15 protein-coding genes are annotated in these 17,488 nt (G+C 72.7%); 13 read left to right on the top strand and 2 right to left on the bottom strand.

Going from position 1 to position 17,488, the window contains the following annotated elements; all coding sequences use genetic code 11:
* The first annotated feature begins 9 nt into the window (after positions 1 to 9).
* Complete coding sequence (locus AB0I49_RS16075; protein ID WP_363227567.1) at positions 10 to 831, top strand: oxidoreductase; 822 nt, start codon at positions 10 to 12, stop codon at positions 829 to 831.
* Between the two features lie 331 nt (positions 832 to 1,162).
* On the opposite strand, the gene AB0I49_RS16080 is transcribed toward AB0I49_RS16075, so the two are convergent.
* Entirely contained in the window at positions 1,163 to 2,008 is an 846-nt protein-coding gene (locus AB0I49_RS16080) for an HAD family hydrolase (RefSeq protein ID WP_363227568.1), read from the bottom strand.
* Positions 2,009 to 2,469: 461 nt separating this feature from the next.
* On the opposite strand from AB0I49_RS16080, the gene ssd reads away from it, so the two are divergent.
* The 7 genes from ssd (at position 2,470) to AB0I49_RS16115 (ending at position 7,535) form a co-directional block, all read left to right on the top strand.
* Complete coding sequence (gene ssd / locus AB0I49_RS16085) at positions 2,470 to 3,579, top strand: septum site-determining protein Ssd (protein ID WP_363227569.1); 1,110 nt, start codon at positions 2,470 to 2,472, stop codon at positions 3,577 to 3,579.
* Complete coding sequence (locus AB0I49_RS16090) at positions 3,576 to 4,733, top strand: TadA family conjugal transfer-associated ATPase (RefSeq protein WP_363227570.1); 1,158 nt, start codon at positions 3,576 to 3,578, stop codon at positions 4,731 to 4,733. Before ssd ends, AB0I49_RS16090 begins: the two co-directional genes overlap by 4 nt.
* Positions 4,730 to 5,632, top strand: a complete 903-nt coding sequence (locus AB0I49_RS16095) for a type II secretion system F family protein (protein WP_363227571.1) — start codon at positions 4,730 to 4,732, stop codon at positions 5,630 to 5,632. The genes AB0I49_RS16090 and AB0I49_RS16095 overlap by 4 nt, the downstream gene beginning before the upstream one ends.
* A 230-nt stretch (positions 5,633 to 5,862) precedes the next feature.
* Positions 5,863 to 6,420, top strand: coding sequence for a type II secretion system F family protein (locus tag AB0I49_RS16100; RefSeq protein WP_363227572.1), 558 nt, complete (start codon positions 5,863 to 5,865; stop codon positions 6,418 to 6,420).
* A gap of 105 nt (positions 6,421 to 6,525) precedes the next feature.
* Positions 6,526 to 6,723: a DUF4244 domain-containing protein gene (locus AB0I49_RS16105; RefSeq protein WP_363227675.1), complete on the top strand. Its 198-nt coding sequence runs from the start codon at positions 6,526 to 6,528 to the stop codon at positions 6,721 to 6,723.
* Positions 6,710 to 7,060 (top strand): TadE family type IV pilus minor pilin, encoded by a 351-nt coding sequence (locus tag AB0I49_RS16110; protein ID WP_363227573.1) that lies wholly within the window; start codon positions 6,710 to 6,712, stop codon positions 7,058 to 7,060. The genes AB0I49_RS16105 and AB0I49_RS16110 overlap by 14 nt, the downstream gene beginning before the upstream one ends.
* 7 nt (positions 7,061 to 7,067) lie before the next feature.
* Positions 7,068 to 7,535: an Rv3654c family TadE-like protein gene (locus tag AB0I49_RS16115; RefSeq protein ID WP_363227574.1), complete on the top strand. Its 468-nt coding sequence runs from the start codon at positions 7,068 to 7,070 to the stop codon at positions 7,533 to 7,535.
* A gap of 46 nt (positions 7,536 to 7,581) precedes the next feature.
* Here AB0I49_RS16115 and AB0I49_RS16120 read toward each other — a convergent pair whose 3' ends face one another.
* Positions 7,582 to 10,029, bottom strand: coding sequence for a DEAD/DEAH box helicase (locus AB0I49_RS16120; protein ID WP_363227575.1), 2,448 nt, complete (start codon positions 10,027 to 10,029; stop codon positions 7,582 to 7,584).
* A gap of 54 nt (positions 10,030 to 10,083) precedes the next feature.
* Here AB0I49_RS16120 and bldG point away from each other — a divergent pair, with 54 nt between their 5' ends.
* The 5 genes from bldG (at position 10,084) to AB0I49_RS16145 (ending at position 16,889) form a co-directional block, all read left to right on the top strand.
* On the top strand, positions 10,084 to 10,425 hold the full coding sequence (gene bldG / locus AB0I49_RS16125; RefSeq protein ID WP_098752640.1) for an anti-sigma factor antagonist BldG: 342 nt from the start codon (positions 10,084 to 10,086) through the stop codon (positions 10,423 to 10,425).
* A gap of 114 nt (positions 10,426 to 10,539) precedes the next feature.
* Complete coding sequence (locus tag AB0I49_RS16130; protein WP_363227576.1) at positions 10,540 to 11,010, top strand: ATP-binding protein; 471 nt, start codon at positions 10,540 to 10,542, stop codon at positions 11,008 to 11,010.
* 761 nt (positions 11,011 to 11,771) lie between these two features.
* Positions 11,772 to 14,165, top strand: a complete 2,394-nt coding sequence (locus AB0I49_RS16135) for a sodium-translocating pyrophosphatase (protein WP_363227577.1) — start codon at positions 11,772 to 11,774, stop codon at positions 14,163 to 14,165.
* 325 nt (positions 14,166 to 14,490) lie between these two features.
* A complete protein-coding gene (locus tag AB0I49_RS16140) occupies positions 14,491 to 15,084 on the top strand; it encodes a small secreted protein (RefSeq protein WP_363227578.1) in 594 nt (197 codons plus the stop codon).
* A gap of 272 nt (positions 15,085 to 15,356) precedes the next feature.
* A complete protein-coding gene (locus AB0I49_RS16145; RefSeq protein ID WP_363227579.1) occupies positions 15,357 to 16,889 on the top strand; it encodes a methyltransferase in 1,533 nt (510 codons plus the stop codon).
* Positions 16,890 to 17,488 lie beyond the last annotated feature (599 nt).

Raw genomic sequence — 17,488 nt, forward strand, 5'->3', positions numbered from 1 at the left:
GTCGTACCCATGAGTACGACAGTCGATCCGCTCGCCGCCCTCGGCTCCCTGCCGGGCGTGACCGAGGCCGTGGACACCGTCCGCAAGGCCGTCGACCGCGTCTACGGGCACCGCGTGATGCGCCGCCGCAGCAACGAGGTCACCTCGGAGGCGGCGCTCCGCGGAGCGCGCGGCTCGGCGGCGCTGTCCGGCGCCGACTGGGCGCTCGAAGAGGTGCGCCGCCGCACGGACTTCGGCGTCGGCGGCGAGCCGCGCACGGTGGGCGCGGCGCTGCGGCTGACCGCCGAGGCCGGCACGCTGCTGAGCGTCTGGCGGCAGTCGCCGCTGCGGGCCCTCGCCCGGCTGCACCTGGTGGCGGCGGGCGGTGCGCAGCCGGACGACACGGTGGGGCGGCCCCGGCTCACCGGCGAACCGGTCGATGAGCCGCTGATCGAGCAGGAGCTTCCCGGTGCCGAGGAGGTGGCGGGGCGGCTCGACGGGCTGGCCGGGCTGCTGATCGCCGGGAGTGAGGCGCCGGCGCTGGTGACGGCCGCCGTGGTCCACGGCGAGCTGCTGGCGCTGCGCCCCTTCGGCTCGTGCAACGGCCTCGTGGCGCGGGCGGCCGAACGCATCGTGCTCGTCGGCAGCGGCCTGGACCCCAAGTCGATCTGCCCGGCCGAGGTGGGCCACGCGGAGCTGGGGCGCGCGGCGTACGCGGCGGCGCTCGACGGCTATGCGTCCGGCACCCCGGACGGCATGGCGGCGTGGATCGCGCACTGCGGCCGGGCCGTGGAGCTGGGGGTGCGGGAGAGCACGGCCGTCTGCGAGGCGCTGCAGCGCGGGGCGGCCTGAGCCTCGGCGGGGTCCGGACTGGAAGCGTCACACACAGAGTTGCGGCGGTACCCATAAAGCTTTGGTACCGCCGCTGGCACGTCCGCCGGGTTACCAGTGCGTGCTCGATATTTGCCCATCAGGTCGGGGAACTTCGCCCGTTACCTGGTGCGGCTGGCCCGTAATCGACGGGTCGGCGTCGCGTGGGTGCCCGGAATTCGTGCTCGGTCCGTGGGGCCTTGGTGCGTTGAGGGCTTCCTCTCGGATGTCCCTGGTCTCGCGGGCCGTAAGTCCTTTCTACTCCTCTCGTACGGCAAGCGGAACCCCTCGCCGCAGATATCTGCAATTGGATTCAAATGCTATGGATACGGGCACTGGGCGACCGGCGGCGGCTGGCATACCAGACCAGGCCCGCGGTGGCGGCGGCAGCGCCCACCGCGACCACTGTGGCGAGCACCGGGCGCGAGGGCACGGACAGCGCGGGCACCCGCTTCTTCAGCTGGACCGGACGGGTGAAGGACAGGACCGGCCAGTCGCGGGCCAGCGCTTCGCGGCGCAGCGCCCGGTCCGGGTTGACGGCGTGTGGATGGCCGACGGATTCGAGCATCGGCACGTCGGTCGCCGAGTCGCTGTACGCGTAGCAGCGCGCGAGGTCGTACCCCTCGGTCTCGGCGAGCTCCTTGATGGCCTCGGCCTTGGTCGGGCCGTAGGCGTAGTAGGCGATCTCGCCGGTGAAGACGCCGTCCTCCACGACCATCCGGGTGGCCACCACCCGGTCCGCGCCGAGCAGTTCGCCGATCGGCTCGACGACCTCCGCCCCGGAAGTGCTGACGATCACGACATCGCGCCCGGCGGCGTGGTGCGCCTCGATGAGGGAGGCGGCCTCGTCGTAAATGATGGGGTCGATGAGTTCGTGCAGCGTCTCGGCGACGATTTCCCGGACCTGCTGTACGTTCCAGCCCCGGCAGAGCGCGGAGAGGTACTCGCGCATCCGCTCCATCTGATCGTGGTCGGCTCCGCCGGCCAAGAAGACGAACTGCGCATAGGCGGTTCGCAGCACGGCACGCCTGTTGATCAAGCCACCTTGGTAGAAGGACTTGCTGAAGGTGAGAGTGCTTGACTTCGCAATGACCGTCTTGTCCAGATCAAAGAAGGCGGCTGTCCGGGGCAGCGAGTGGTTTTCCACGAGGCCGAGCATAGAGGCCCTCCATTCGGCGTAAGCTGGGGCGTGTGGGTTTGCCTGAGAAGGGTCTCGGGTACACCATGGAAGTCACGGATCGTTCGCGACCGTGTCTAACCCGGTCCGACTCCTCCCCCCCCGAGTCGGCCGTGGGGACGACCCCCGCTCTCCCCCCCGGCGGGGGTCGTCGCATGTCCGGACGTGTTTTTGCCGTCCGCGCCAGATCATTCCGCCCCCTCCCGCGAGGCTCCGAGCCCGCCGGTCGTGTGCTGCTCCCCAGTCATACCCGTCACGGACCGTAATCGCCATGCTGCGCTCCGGAAGTCACTGGTATAGGTGACTGGGATATTCACAACGGTCGAGTTGTCCACAGTTTTGGAGCAAGATCCACACAATTTCCCACTTCGCTGCACGGTGATTCCTCGCGGCGTTCCGCGGAGTTCGCGGATGCGAGAGCGCGTAGTGAGAGGGGGAGGACCGTGGCCGGAACCAATGCGTCCGATCAATGGGCGGGAAGCGGTGCGGGAGCGGGCGCACCGCTGATCATCACCGAGGACGAGAAGCTTCTCGACGATCTGCTGCGGCTGTGCGCGGCGGCCGGCGCCGTGCCGGAGGTGGCGCACGGGACGCCCGCGCGAAGGAGGAGCTGGGACGACGCGCCGCTGGTCCTCGTCGGGGACGACTGCGCGTCGAGGCTGGCCGGGGCCGCGCGCCGTGAGGGGGTAGTCCTCATCGGACGCGACCTCGACGACCCCGACGTATGGCGCAGGGCCGTAGTGATCGGCGCCCGCAATGTGGTGATGCTCCCCGACGGCGAGGGCTGGCTCGTGGACCGTATCGCCGATGTCGTGGAAGGCGTGGGCCGTCCGGCGCTCACCGTCGGGGTCATCGGGGGCCGGGGCGGAGCGGGCGCGAGCACCCTCGCCTGCGCCCTGGCCCTGACCGCGGCCCGCGCGGGGCATCGCGCCATGCTCATCGACGCCGATCCGCTGGGCGGCGGGCTGGACGTGCTGCTCGACGGCGAGAGGGCCGAGGGCCTGCGCTGGCCCGCCTTCGCCCGCTCACGCGGCCGGGTGGGCGGCGGTGCGCTGGAGGAATCGCTGCCCGAACTGCATTCCCTGCGGGTGCTCAGCTGGGACCGCGGCGATGCCACGACCGTGCAGCCCGAGGCGATGCGCGCCGTGCTGGCCGCCGCGCGGCGGCGCGGCGGGACCGTGGTGGTGGACCTGCCGCGGCGCAACGACGACGCGACCATGGAAGCGCTCCGGCAGGTGGATGTGGGGCTGCTGGTGGTGCCGGGCGAGCTGCGGGCCGTCGCGGCGGCGCACCGGGTCGCGTCCATGGCGGGCATGGTGCTGGACGACCTGCGAGCGGTGGTGCGCACCCCGTGCGGGCCGGGGCTGGACGACGAGGAGATCGCCCGGTTGCTGGACCTGCCGCTGGCCGGTGAGCTGCCGCCGGAGCCCGGCCTGGCGGACGCACTGACGGCCGGTGCACCGCCCGGCAGCAGCGACCGGGGGCCGTTGGCGCTGTTCTGCGAGGAGTTCTGGGCGCAGGCCCTCGCCGGCGGCTGGGGCGTGGCCGCATGAGCGCCGAGCTGCTGGATGCGGTGCGGCTCCGGCTCGCGGAGAGCGGCGCGGAGCCGACGCCCGCGCGGGTCGCCGCGGCCCTGCGGCAGGAGGGCCGACTGCTCGGGGACGCCGAAGTGCTCCAGGTCGTCGCGCGACTGCGGTCCGAGCTGGTGGGAACGGGGCCGCTGGAGCCGCTGCTGGCCGCGCCGGAGGTCACCGATGTGCTGGTCACCGCGCCGGACGAGGTATGGGTGGACCGCGGGTCGGGGCTGGAGCGTACGGATGTGGCCTTCGCCGACGCGGCGGCGGTGCGCAGGCTCGCCCAGCGCCTCGCCGCGGTCGCCGGGCGCAGGCTGGACGACGCCCGCCCCTGGGTGGACGCCCGGCTGCCCGACGGCACCCGGCTCCACGCGGTGCTTCCGCCGGTCGTCGTGGGCTGCACGTGTCTGTCGCTGCGCGTGGTGCGGCCGAGGGCCTTCGCGCTGTCGGAGCTGGTCGCGGCGGGGACGGTGCCGCCGGGCGGTGAACGGCTGCTCCGCTCGATCCTGGCGGCCCGGCTCTCGTACGTCATCAGCGGCGGTACGGGCTCGGGGAAGACCACGCTCCTGAGCACATTGCTGGGTCTGGTCGGGCCGGACGAACGGATCGTACTGGCCGAGGACTCCGCCGAGTTGAGGCCGGACCACCCCCATGTGGTGCGGTTGGAGACGCGGCCCGCGAACCAGGAGGGCATGGGGCAGGTCACCCTGCGGGACCTGGTGCGGCAGGCGCTGCGGATGCGCCCGGACCGGCTCGTGGTCGGCGAGGTCCGCGGCCCCGAGGTCACCGATCTGCTGGCGGCGCTCAACACGGGGCACGAGGGCGGTTGCGGGACGGTTCACGCGAACGCCGCGGGCGACGTTCCGGCGCGGCTGGAGGCTTTGGGCTCGTCGGCCGGCCTCGACCGGGCGGCGCTGCACAGCCAGTTGGCGGCGGCGATGTCCGTGGTGATCCATCTGGTGCGGAACGGCTCGGGGCGGCGGCGGATCGCCGAGGTGCATGTCCTGGACCGTGACGCGGAGGGGTTCGTCACGACCGTACCGGCGGCGCTGTGGGGCCCGGACGGGTTCCGGCGGGCCCGTGGCTGGGATCGGCTCGCGGCGCTGTGCGAGCGGGGCGGGGGCGTGTCATGACGGGTCCGGGGACGGTGTCGGAGGCGATGCCGGTGTGCGCGGCGGCGCTCTGCGCGGGGGCGGTCCTCTGGTGGTCGGCGGGGCGTGACGAAGGGATGCGCCGGGCCCGGCTGCTGCTCGCGGGCGGCGGGGAGGTCTCGCCGGTCGCGGGGGCTGTGCCGCTGTGGGCGCGGGAGTGGCTCGACCGGCTGCGGGATCTGTGGCGGACGAGGCGTGAGGTGATCTGTGTGCCGATCGGGTGCGTACTGGCGTTGCTGGGCGCCTCGCTGTTGCCCTTGCTGGCCGGGGCGGCGGCCATGCCGCTCGTACGGCGGTGGCTGCGGTCCCGGCGGCAGGGCCGGGAGCGGGAGCGGCGGGAGGCCGCGGTGATCGAGGTCTGTGGGGCCCTGGCCGGCGAGCTGAGGGCGGGCCGGCAGCCCGGAGAGGTGCTGGCGGGGCTCGCGCCGCCGGACCTGGGGCCGTCGTGGCCGGAGGTGGCGGCGGCAGCGCGGTTCGGCGGGGACGTGCCGGGTGCGCTGCGCACGGTGGGGCGGCAGCCGGGGGCCGAGGGGCTGAACGGGGTGGCCGCGTGCTGGCGGGTCGCCGTCGACGGCGGGGCCGGGCTCGCGGACGGGCTCGACCGGGTGGCCGGGGCTCTCAGAAGCGAGCGGGATCAACGGGAGGAGCTGTACGCGCAGTTGGCGGGCACGAGGTCGACGGCCGTGATGCTGGCGCTGCTTCCCGCGTTCGGGCTGTTGATGGGCAGCGCGCTCGGCGCTTCGCCGCTGCGGGTGCTGCTGCACACCCCGGCCGGGCTGGGCGCGCTCGCCGTCGGCGGACTCCTTGAGTTTGCCGGGCTGCTGTGGACGGCGCGGATCGTACGGCAGGCGCGTGGGGCCGGTGGGGAGGCGCGGACGTGAACGGCGAAATTATCCACAGGTTGGGGATAAGTGTCGCGCTGTTGGGCGCGGTGGTGTGCGGAGCGGTCGCGGTGCTGGAGGTCCGGCGGTGGCGGACAGCGCGGCGGAGGGCGGTGGCTCTGGGGTTCGCGGAGAAAAGTGCGGCTGGGGTGTGGAGCCGGCTGCGGGGGCGGTCCGTGCTGGAGGCGCGGATCTCGGGTCACCTTCCGGCGGTCGGAGCTGGGCTTGCCGTGTTCATTCTCCTCGGCGGAGTGGTCGGCTGCGCGGCGGGACTCGCCGCGGCCTACGGCGCCTGGCGCTGGCAGCGGCGGCGCCGAGACGGCGAGGACACCCCGTGCGCGGCGGAGGTGGAACGGCAACTCCCGTTGGCTGCCGACCTCTTGGCAGCGTGTCTGGCAGCCGGCGCGGGGCCTGGGGCGGCGGCCGAAGCGGTCGGCTCCTCCCTCGGCGGCCCGGTCGGCGACCGGTTGGTGCAGGCCGCCGCCGAGGTCCGGCTTGGCGGCGAACCCTCCGTCGCCTGGGGGCGCGTGGGTGCGTTGCCCGGTGCGTACGGCATGGCGCGCGCCCTGGAGCGGGCCCAGGCGACGGGCGTGCCGGGGGTACGGCCCATGGCCCGGCTCGCGGGCGAGTTGCGGGCGGCGCAAGGCAGGGCGGCGGGCATACGGGCCCGGCGCGCGGGGGTGCTGGCGACGGCCCCGTTGGGGCTGTGCTTCCTGCCCGCGTTCCTGATGGTCGGCGTGGTGCCGGTGGTGATCGGGCTGGCCGCCGGGCTTTCGAGCGGCGGCTGAGGGACTTGGCGGTTGAGGGACTTGGGGACTGAAGAGCTGAGGGGGCGATTCGCGATGACTGATGACAAGCGGGCCGAGCGGGACGGACGAGGGGGTACGGCTGTGATGGTCATGCGGTGGTGTGCGCGGCGCTGTGCCGCGGCGCGGGACAAGGCCGAGGCAGGGATGACGACCGCGGAGTACGCGATGGGGACGTTGGCGGCGTGCGGGTTCGCCGCGGTCCTTTACAAGGTGGTGACAAGCGGGGCCGTCAGTACGGCGCTCCAGTCGCTGATCGAGAAGGCGCTCCATGCGCAGTTCTGATTCCGACGGGGGGTATGTGACGGCGGAGGCCGCCGTGGTGATGCCGGCGCTGACGATCTTCGGGGTGGCGCTGGTCTGGGGGCTGATGGCCGTCTCAGCACAGATCCAGTGCGTGGACGCGGCGCGGGCCGGAGCGCGGGCGGCGGCGCGGTCGGAGCCGGCCGCGGCGGCGGAGTCCGCCGCCCGCTCCGCGGCCCCGCGCGGCGCCCGGATCGTGCTGGGCCGGGAGGGCGACCTGGTGCGCGTACGGGTGGAGACGCACGCGACGGGGCCCGGCCCGCTGGCGCTGCGGCTGAGCGGGGAGGCGGTGGCCCTTGCGGAGGAGACGGTGGGGTGAGGAGGGGATGGCCACGGTGTGGGTGACGGTCACCGTCACTGCGCTCTGCGCGGTGTTCGCGGCCGTGCTGTTCATGGGCCAGGCGATGCTGGCCCGCCACCGGGCCGGCGGGGCAGCCGACCTGGCGGCCCTGGCCGCGGCGGACCACGCTCTCGAGGGCGAGGCGATGGCGTGCGCACTGGCCCGGCGGGTGGCCGGGGCGCAGGGTGCCGGGGTTGTGCGGTGCGTGGTGCGAGGGGAGGTGTCGGACGTCGTGGCCGAGGTCCGGGCGGGGCCGTACGCACCGCGGGTAAGGGCCCGCGCGGGTCCTGCGACGGCGGGCGGCGGCTCGGCGATAGGGGGCGGCTCTGCCACGGGCGGTGGTCCCGCGACGAGCGCTGGACGAGGCGGGGGTGGTGGCCCTGCGACGGCCGGTGGGCGCGGTATGGGTGCCGCTGTCGGCAGTAGGCAGGGCGCGGGCGGGGACCCGCTGTAGGCGGTGAGGCCGTCCGTCGGGCGGATGGGCGGGGCTTGGCGGAGGGTTAGTCCGGCTGGGGCGGAGCGGCCTTCAGGAGGGTGGTCAGGAGGCGGATGGCGGCTCGCTTGTCCAGGGGGTCGTTGCCGTTGCCGCACTTGGGGGACTGGATGCAGGACGGGCAGCCCGAGTCGCACTCGCAGGCGGCGATGGCCTCGCGGGTGGCGGTGAGCCAGCGGGCGGCGGTGTGGAAGGCGCGTTCCGCGAAGCCCGCGCCGCCGGGCTGGCCGTCGTAGACGAACACCGTCGGCAGCAGGGTGTCCGGGTGGAGGGGGACGGAGACGCCGCCGATGTCCCAGCGGTCGCAGGTGGCGAAGAGCGGGAGGATGCCGATGGAGGCGTGTTCGGCGGCGTGCAGGGCGCCGCCGAGGGCATCGGGGTGGACGCGGGCGTCGTCGAGCTGGTCCTCGGTGACCGTCCACCACACGGCGCGGGTGCGCAGGGTGCGGGGCGGCAGGTCCAGCTTGGTCTCGCCGAGGACCTCGCCGGTGATGAGCCGGCGGCGGAGGAAGGAGACGACCTGGTTGGTGACCTCTACCGAGCCGAAGCAGAGCCGGGCGTCTCCCCAGGGGATCTCGGTGGTGGTCTCCAGGACGGAGATCGCCGTGGTGTCGCGCGCGGTCGTGGAGTAGGGCGGGGCGGCCTCCTCGACGAGGGCGACCGAGTCGGCCAGGTCCAGGTGCTTCACCAGGTACGTACGGCCCTGGTGGAGGTGGACGGCGCCGTCGTGGACGGCGGTGTGGGCTGCGGAGGCGTCCACCGTGCCCAGGAGCCGTCCGGTGCCGGACTCGACGACCTGGACGGGGCTGCCGCCCTCGCCGCGGATGTCGGTGAGGTCGGCGGCGCGCTCGCGGCGGGTCCAGTGCCAGGCGGTGGCGCGGCGCCGGAGCAGCTTGCGGGCTTCGAGCTGGGGGAGGAGGTCGGCGGTGGCGGGGCCGAAGAGGTCCAGGTCGCTCTCGGTGAGGGGGAGTTCGGCGGCGGCGGCGCAGAGATGGGGGGCGAGCACGTAGGGGTTGTCCGGGTCGAGGACGGTCGACTCGACGGGCTGCTGGAAGAGGGCCTCGGGGTGGTGGACGAGGTAGGTGTCCAGCGGGTCGTCGCGGGCGACGAGGACGGCGAGCGCTCCTTGGCCCGTACGCCCGGCGCGCCCCGCCTGCTGCCACAGGGAGGCGCGGGTGCCGGGGTAGCCGGTGAGGAGGACGGCGTCCAGGCCGGCGACGTCCACGCCGAGTTCGAGGGCGGTGGTCGCGGCGAGGCCGAGGAGGTCGCCGGTGTGCAGGGCGCGTTCGAGGGCGCGGCGTTCTTCGGGGAGGTAGCCGCCGCGGTAGGCGGCGACGCGCCGCGGGAGGGAGCGGTCGATCTCCGCGAGCCGTTCCTGGGCGATGACGGCGATGAGCTCGGCGCCGCGCCGGGACCGTACGAAGGCGACGGTGCGGACGCCCTGGACGGCGAGGCCGGTGAGCAGGTCCGCGGTCTCGGCGGTGGCGGTGCGGCGGACCGGGGCGCCCCGTTCGCCGTGGGGTTCGGTGAGCGGGGGCTCCCACAGGGCGAAGACCAGTTCGCCGCGGGGGGAGGTGTCCTCGGTGATTTCCGCCACTGTCAGACCGGTCAGGCGGGCCGCCGCGCGGGCCGGGTCGGCGGCGGTGGCGGAGGCGAGGAGGAAGACGGGATGTGAACCGTAGCGGGCGCACAGGCGGCGGAGCCGGCGCAGGACCTGGGCGACGTGGGAGCCGAACACGCCGCGGTAGGTGTGGCACTCGTCGATGACGACATAGCGCAGGGCGCGCAGGAAGGAGGCCCAGCGGGGGTGGGCGGGGAGTACGGACCGGTGGAGCATGTCCGGGTTGGTGAGCGCGTAGTTCGCGTACTGGCGGACCCACTCGCGCTCCTCGACCGGGGTGTCGCCGTCGTAGACGGCGGGGCGGATGCGGTTGCCGAGGGGGGCGGCGAGTTCGCGGACGGCGCGCCGCTGGTCGTGCGCCAGCGCTTTGGTGGGCGAGAGGTACAGGGCGGTCGCGCCCCGCCCGTTGGGCGCCTCGGACCCGTCCAGGAGCGCGCTGAGGACCGGCGCGAGGTAGGCGAGGGACTTGCCGGAGGCGGTGCCGGTGGCCACCACGACGGACTCGCCGCGCAGCGCGTGCTCGGCCGTGCGCGCCTGGTGGGCCCAGGGGCGGTCGATGCCGGCGGCCCGAATGGCATCGATCACTTCCGGCCGGATCTGCGAAGGCCAGGGGGCATGACGGCCCGTGCGCGGGGGCAAGTGCTCCGTATGAGTGATGCGTGCAGCACGGCCCGCCCCGGCGGCGAGTCGGTCCAGGACCGTGCGGGGAGAGGGGCGTGCGCCCGCGCGCGGCGGGAGTTGGTCGGCGGCCATCGACACCGAGTGTGTCACCGGCATGACGGACAATGGCGTCAAGGCGTCGTGCTCGCCTGCCGGTAAGTGATTGAATGCCATCGCGGCTGCCGATCCATGGGGGGCGACCGCTCGATGCAAGGTGCTGGAGGATCCGTGGACCTGTCCCTGTCGACCCGGACCGTCGGCGACCGAACGGTCGTCGAGGTCGGTGGCGAGATTGATGTATACACCGCGCCCAAGCTGCGTGAGCAGCTGGTCGAGCTTGTCAACGACGGTAGTTACCACTTGGTCGTGGACATGGAGGGCGTCGACTTCCTCGACTCCACCGGGCTCGGCGTGCTGGTCGGTGGCTTGAAACGAGTGCGCGCCCATGAGGGTTCGCTGCGCCTGGTGTGCAATCAGGAGCGCATTCTGAAGATCTTCCGTATCACCGGTCTGACCAAGGTGTTCCCGATTCACACCTCGGTGGATGACGCGGTGTCGGCGACCGACTGACGGTTGCCGGAGGAAGACCGCCGCGCCGGGGTTCCGGGCTGAGGCCCGGTGCCCCTGCGAGTTCGCCCTCTTCCAGAAGTCGGGAAGAGGGCACGTACGACCGAGGGGGATGGCATGGCCACCGTCGAACTGCTCTTCAGTGCCCTGCCCGAGCACGTCCGCACCGCCCGCCTCGTGGCGGCCGCGGTGGCGCGCCGGGCCGGGGTCGACGAGGCCGTGCTGGACGAGGTGCGCCTCGCGGTCGGCGAGGCGTGCACGCGCGCGGTCGGGCTGCATCTCACCTATGGGGTGGCCAGCCCGGTCCGGGTCGTGCTCATCGAGGACGAGAAGAAGTTCTCCATCGAGGTCGGCGACGACGCGCCCCGTGCCTCCGCCGGTCTGGTGCCGGGGGCTCGCGGGGAGAGCGCCGACGCCGGTGCGTCCCCGCCCCTCGCGGTGCCGGAGGAGACCGGTGCCGAGGCCGACGACGAGATGGGTCTCGCCGTGATCAGCGGACTCGTCGACGATGTCGAGGTGACGTCGGACGAGAACGGCGGCCTCATCCGCATGACCTGGCCGACGACGCCGGCATCCGTCCTTCCGTAGGGGCTACGTGCTCGCGTGGAGGTGACGCTCTTCCGTAGGGGCTGTGCTCCCGTAGAGGCGACGCCCTCCCGTAGCAGCCACGCGTTCCCATAGAGGCTGCGCCCTTTCGTCGCGGCGGCGTACGTCCGGCTTTCGCGCGTTGGCGGCATGCGCGTTATATGCGTCGTGTGCCCTCAGACGCCCTCAGCGCTCCCTCCATGTTCACCTGGCCGTGCAGCGCCCCCTGACGCGCCCGTACGCCCGTAGCGCGCCGGAGCGGGAGCCGTACGCCGGGCAGGGCCGCTGGTCCTGTGCGGCGGTCGTGTGTGCCCGGTGGGCGTACCTGTCCGGCAGCGGGGCGCGTCCGGTAGTTGTACGTGCCCGACACCGGTGTGTGTCCGGAAGTCGTCCCCGTCCCGCAGTCGGACCGGAGGGGCGGCCGCGGCCACCCGGCCGTCGTGTGCGCCCCGTCGCCCGGAATCCGATCATCCCCTCTGAACTGGGGCGTTCATAGGATTCTGAGATCCTTTTATAGATCATTTTCGGTGCGTCAGTGAATTCCGTGCTCTCCTTCGTCCGGGCGAATTTACCGGCGTACTCCTTTTGATCTTCCCTGGTGCAGGCTAATTCCCTCCATGGCGCTCTGTTTTGATCTCGCCGGGCTCCCTACAATCCGTCCACATCTTGAGCTCAGGACGCCTGAGCGTGGCGGCTGTTCCGCGGTCGTTCTCTACGGTCGCAGAACAGCTGCGCGCCCATGTGCCAAACGTCAAGGAGGACGAATGGCGGGGCCTATCACCCCTCATCAGCTCGGCTTCACCACCCAACTGGCCGCGGAGCTGACCGACGACAACCGCATGCTGGTGATGGTGATCGCGGTGGTCGCGATCGCGGCGCTGGCCCTCGCGGTGGTGCTGGTGCGCCAAGTGCTCGCCGCCGGTCAGGGCACGGACAGCATGAAGAAGATCGCCGCGGCCGTACAGGAAGGCGCCAATGCCTATCTGGCCCGGCAGATGCGCACCCTCGGCATTTTCGCCGTGGCCGTGTTCTTCCTGCTCATGCTGTTGCCGGCGGACAACTGGTCACAGCGCATCGGCCGCTCGGCCTTTTTCTTGATCGGTGCGCTCTTCTCGGCGGCCACCGGTTATATCGGCATGTGGCTCGCGGTGCGCAGCAATGTGCGGGTCGCGGCGGCCGCCCGTGAGGCGACGCCCGCCGAGGGCGAGCCGGCAAAGGACCTCACCGAGGTCGCGCACAAGGCCACGAAGATCGCTTTCCGCACGGGCGGCGTCGTCGGCATGTTCACCGTGGGGCTGGGACTGCTCGGCGCGGCCTGCGTAGTGCTCGTCTACGCGGCCGACGCCCCCAAGGTCCTGGAGGGCTTCGGCTTCGGGGCCGCGCTGCTGGCGATGTTCATGCGTGTCGGCGGCGGCATCTTCACCAAGGCCGCCGACGTCGGCGCGGACCTCGTCGGCAAGGTCGAACAGGGCATCCCGGAGGACGACCCCCGCAACGCCGCGACCATCGCGGACAACGTGGGCGACAACGTGGGCGACTGCGCGGGCATGGCGGCGGACCTCTTCGAGTCCTACGCCGTGACCCTCGTGGCCGCCCTCATCCTCGGCAAGGTCGCCTTCGGCGACTCCGGCCTCGCCTTCCCGCTGCTGGTCCCCGCGATCGGCGTGCTCACCGCGATGATCGGAATCTTCGCGGTGGCGCCGCGCCGCTCCGACCGCAGCGGCATGACGGCGATCAACCGCGGCTTCTTCATCTCGGCCGTCGTCTCCCTGGTGCTGGTGGCGGTCGCGGTGTTCGTCTACCTGCCGTCCACCTACGCGGACCTCAAGGGCATCTCCGATGCCGCGATCCGCACGCATGAGGGCAATCCGCGCATCCTGGCGCTCGTGGCCGTCGCCATCGGCATCGTGCTCGCGGCCCTCATCCAGCAGCTCACGGGGTACTTCACCGAGACCAGCCGGCGCCCCGTACGGGACATCGGCAAGTCCTCGCTGACCGGGCCCGCCACCGTCGTGCTCTCCGGGATCTCGCTCGGCCTGGAGTCCGCGGTCTACACGGCGCTGCTGATCGGCCTCAGCGTGTACGGGGCGTTCCTGCTCGGCGGCACCTCGATCATGCTGGCGCTGTTCGCGGTCGCGCTCGCCGGTACGGGCCTGCTGACCACCGTCGGCGTCATCGTCGCGATGGACACCTTCGGCCCGGTCGCCGACAACGCGCAGGGCATCGCCGAGATGTCCGGCGACGTCGAGGGCGCGGGCGCGCAGGTGCTGACCGACCTCGACGCGGTGGGCAACACCACCAAGGCGATCACCAAGGGCATCGCCATCGCCACGGCGGTCCTCGCGGCCTCCGCGCTCTTCGGCTCGTACCGCGACGCGATCGCCACGGCGGTCGGCGAGGTGCACGCGAAGGCCGGCGAGATGGGGCTGAGCCTGGACATCTCGCAGCCCAACAACCTGGTGGGGCTGGTACTCGGGGCCGCGGTCGTCTTCCTGTTCTCGGGGCTGGCGATCAACGCGGTGTCGCGGTCGGCGGGCGCGGTGGTCTACGAGGTGCGGCGGCAGTTCCGCGAGCACCCCGGAATCATGGACTACAGCGAGAAGCCGGAGTACGGGCGCGTCGTCGACATCTGCACCAAGGACGCGCTGCGCGAGCTCGCCACGCCCGGTCTGCTCGCCGTCATGGCGCCGATCGCGGTCGGCTTCTCGCTCGGCGTCGGCGCGCTCGGCTCGTACCTCGCGGGCGCGATCGGCACCGGCACGCTGATGGCGGTCTTCCTCGCCAACTCCGGCGGCGCGTGGGACAACGCCAAGAAGCTGGTCGAGGACGGGCACCACGGCGGCAAGGGCAGCGAGGCGCACGCGGCGACGGTGATCGGCGACACGGTCGGCGACCCGTTCAAGGACACGGCCGGGCCGGCGATCAACCCGCTGCTGAAGGTGATGAACCTGGTGGCGCTGCTGATCGCTCCGGCGGTGGTGAAGTTCAGCTACGGCGCCGACGCCAACGCGGGGCTGCGGGCCGGCGTCGCGGCGCTGGCCATCGTGGTGATCGTCGTCGCGGTGTACGTGTCCAAGCGGCGCAGCATCACCGTGGGCGAGGAGGAGGACGGCGCCGAACGGGTGGCGAGCACCGCCGATCCCGCGGTGGTGTCCTGAGGGCGGACTCTCCTCGCGGAGGGGACGGGCGGGTGGTGCGCGCGGGCGCACCGTCCGCCCGTCCGCGCGTCCGGGCTCCGGCGGGCGAGCCGGGGCGCGGAGGGGGCGCACTGACTCTGGCTCAGGTGCACGCTCGGGAGCGCTCCCAGGAGCGCCCAGGAGCGCCTTCAGATGCGTGCTCAGGTGCGTGCTCAGGTGCGGCGAATGCCACGGCCAGCTTGATGCAAATGGCTACAAAAGAGGTCACACCGGATGCGCAGCTCGCGGCCTTCACACCTGGGACGTGTAAGTTCCGGGGCCGAAGGCCATGGAAGGGACCGATCCGGTGAACAAGAAGCTTGTGGCCGCGCTGTCCGGCGGTGCGGCACTCGTACTGATGCTGACCGGCTGCGGCGGCGACGACGGCGACAAGAAGCTCGACGACTGGGCCAAGAAGGTCTGCGGCAATATGCAGCCGCAGGTCAAGAAGGTCCTGGACGCCAACAGCGCGATCGCGTCGCTGCACGGTGAAGAGAACTCCAAGAAGGTCCAGCAGACCGACTCGGCCGCCTTCCAGGACAACGCCGACGCCTACAAGTCGCTCGCCACGTCCATCGACAGCGCGGGAGCGCCGCCCGTCAAGGACGGCGAGACCACCCAGAAGAACGCCGTCAAGGCGCTCAACGACCTCTCCGGCGCCTACGAGGGGCTCAAGAAGCAGATAGACGGTCTGAACACCTCTGACAAGCAGAAGTTCTCCGACGGCCTCAACGGCATCGTCTCGGGCCTCAACAAGCTCAACGGCAAGAGCGAGGACGCGCTGAAGAAGCTCCAGGCGGGCGATGTCGGCAAGGCGATGACGAAGCAGCCCGGCTGCCGCCGGACGTCGACTTCCGTGTCCCCCTCGGACTCCGCGTCGCCCTCCGCTTCGAAGAAGTAGCGGGCCGGCTCAGAAGAAGGAGCGGGGGGCTCCGAAGGAGGAGCGGGGCGGGCGCGGCCAGCGGGGCGGGTGCGGTCTCAGGCTCGGGACGGCGCGCCCGTTCCGCGGAGCGGTAGCCGCAGCCCGTAGACAGTCTGTCGGCAGCCCGGCAGCCCGGCAGCCCGGCAGCCCGGCAGCCCGGCAGCGCGCCAGCCCGCTGGCACCGCCCCGCAAGGGCATGGCGCAGGGGCGTGGCGCCGGGCTGTCGCCAATTGTCAGTGGTGCCCCCGACAATGGTCGGTGTGAGTACGCACCGCCTTCCCGCCGCCGACCTCGCGCGCACCGACCGCCTGCGCGAGGCGCTCCTCGCCGCCGCCTTCACCGCCGACGGCCTCCTCGACCTGCTCGGCGCGCCCGCCTACGCGGCGCTCGCCCGCAGTGAGACCGTGCCCGCCCTGCGGGCCACCCGTGGCGAGAGCCCGCTGGAGACGCTCGTCAGACTCTTCCTCCTCCAGCGCCCCGTGTCGTACGAGCGGGCCGCCGCGGCCCTCCCCGTCGAGGACTGCCTCGCCGACGGCTGGCTGGCCGCAGAGGGCGCCGATGTACGGGCGACGGTCGACGTGCGCCCGTACGGCGGACCGGAGGGGCAGGACTGGTGGGTCGTCGCCGACCTCGGGTGCGCGGTCGGCGGCGCCGGCGGCCTCGCCGGCACGTCCGGTGTGGACCGTTCGCAGCTGGTGCTGGGCGTGGGCGGCGCGTCCACCACGCTCGCCGGGATCACCGTCCGTACGCCCGTGGAGCGCGCCCTCGACCTCGGCACGGGCTCCGGCATCCAGGCCCTGCACGCCGCCCAGCACGCCACCCGGGTCACCGCCACCGACCTCAACCCCCGGGCCCTGCACGTCGCGCGGCTCACCCTCGCGCTCTCCGGCGCGCCCGCCGCCGACCTCCGGGAGGGCTCGCTCTTCGAGCCGGTCGCGGACGAGGCGTTCGATCTGATCGTCTCCAATCCGCCCTTCGTCATCTCGCCCGGCGCGCGGCTCACCTACCGCGACGGCGGCATGGCGGGTGACGACCTGTGCCGCACGCTCGCGCAGCGGTCGGCGGACCATCTCAACGACGGCGGTTACTGCCAGCTGCTCGCCAACTGGCAGCACGTGGAGGGCGAGGACTGGCGCGAGCGACTCTCCTCGTGGGTGCCGCGCGGCTGCGACGCGTGGATCGTGCAGCGCGAGGTGCAGGACGTCACGCAGTACGCGGAGCTGTGGCTGCGCGACGGGGGCGATCACCGTGCGGACCCCGCGGAGTACGCGGCGCGGTACGACGCCTGGCTGGACGAGTTCGAGGCCCGTAAGACCAGGGGCGTCGGCTTCGGGTGGATCACGCTGCGCAAGTCCGGCGCCGAGCAGCCGTCCATCGTCGCGGAGGAGTGGCCGCACCCCGTCGAGCAGCCGCTGGGGGAGGCCGTGCGGGCGCATTTCGAGCGGCAGGACTTCCTGCGCTCGCACGACGACGCGGCGCTGCTCGCCGCGCGGTTCCACCTCGCGGCGGAGGTCGCGCAGGAGCAGGTCGGCGCGCCCGGCGCGGAGGATCCCGAGCATGTGGTGCTCCGTCAGAACCGCGGTATGCGGCGGGCGACGAAGGTGGACACGGTGGGCGCCGGGTTCGCCGGGGTCTGCGACGGGACGCTCAGCGCGGGCCGCATCCTCGACGCCATCGCGCAACTCATGGAGGAGGATCCGGTGTTGCTCCGGGACCGCACTCCGGAATCCATCCGACTCCTGGTCGAGCAGGGGTTCTTGACTCCGGCGGGCCTGGCGGACTGAAGGCGCCTGCCGGGTACCTGCCGGGCTGAGGGCGCCTGCCGGGCAGCTGCCGGGTGCCTGTCGGGCTGAGGGTGCCTGCCGGGCGGCTGCCGGGTGCCTGTCGGGCTGAGGGCGCCTGCCGGGTGCCCGCCGGATGTCCCTTGGGGAGGGGAGGGCCTGTATCGCCGGTGGGCGATATGAGTTACGCCACCGTTCCGGGAGGTGTGGACGCGCGCTCGGCGGTTTGCCGGGCATTTCGGTCCGGCTGATCCGGCCAGCGGGCGATGCGGCCCCGCCGGCCGTGTGCCGCGTCGCGTCCCGGACCGCGTCCTGGCGGAAGCGCGTACGGACATGGACACGTATGGACGCGAGCGTTTGCGCATCCGGAGCGATTCGGCGGGGCCCCGGACCGTTCCCGAAGAGCCCGCGCAGAGCCCCTGAAGAGAACAGTCGGCGTCCCGCTAGCGGAACCCCGGCCGGGCCTTCGCTCGCACAGTTGGCCGTACCTACGGCCGTACGCCTGACCTGCTCGTACGCGCGGTAGCCCGGCCGCCGTCGCCGGCTGAACCGGAGTCAGCCGGTCCGTGGCCCCCGGCCGGGTCCGGGCTCCGGGCCCTGGC

The sequence above is a fragment of the Streptomyces sp. NPDC050617 genome (assembly GCF_040654795.1).
GTDB lineage: Bacteria > Actinomycetota > Actinomycetes > Streptomycetales > Streptomycetaceae > Streptomyces.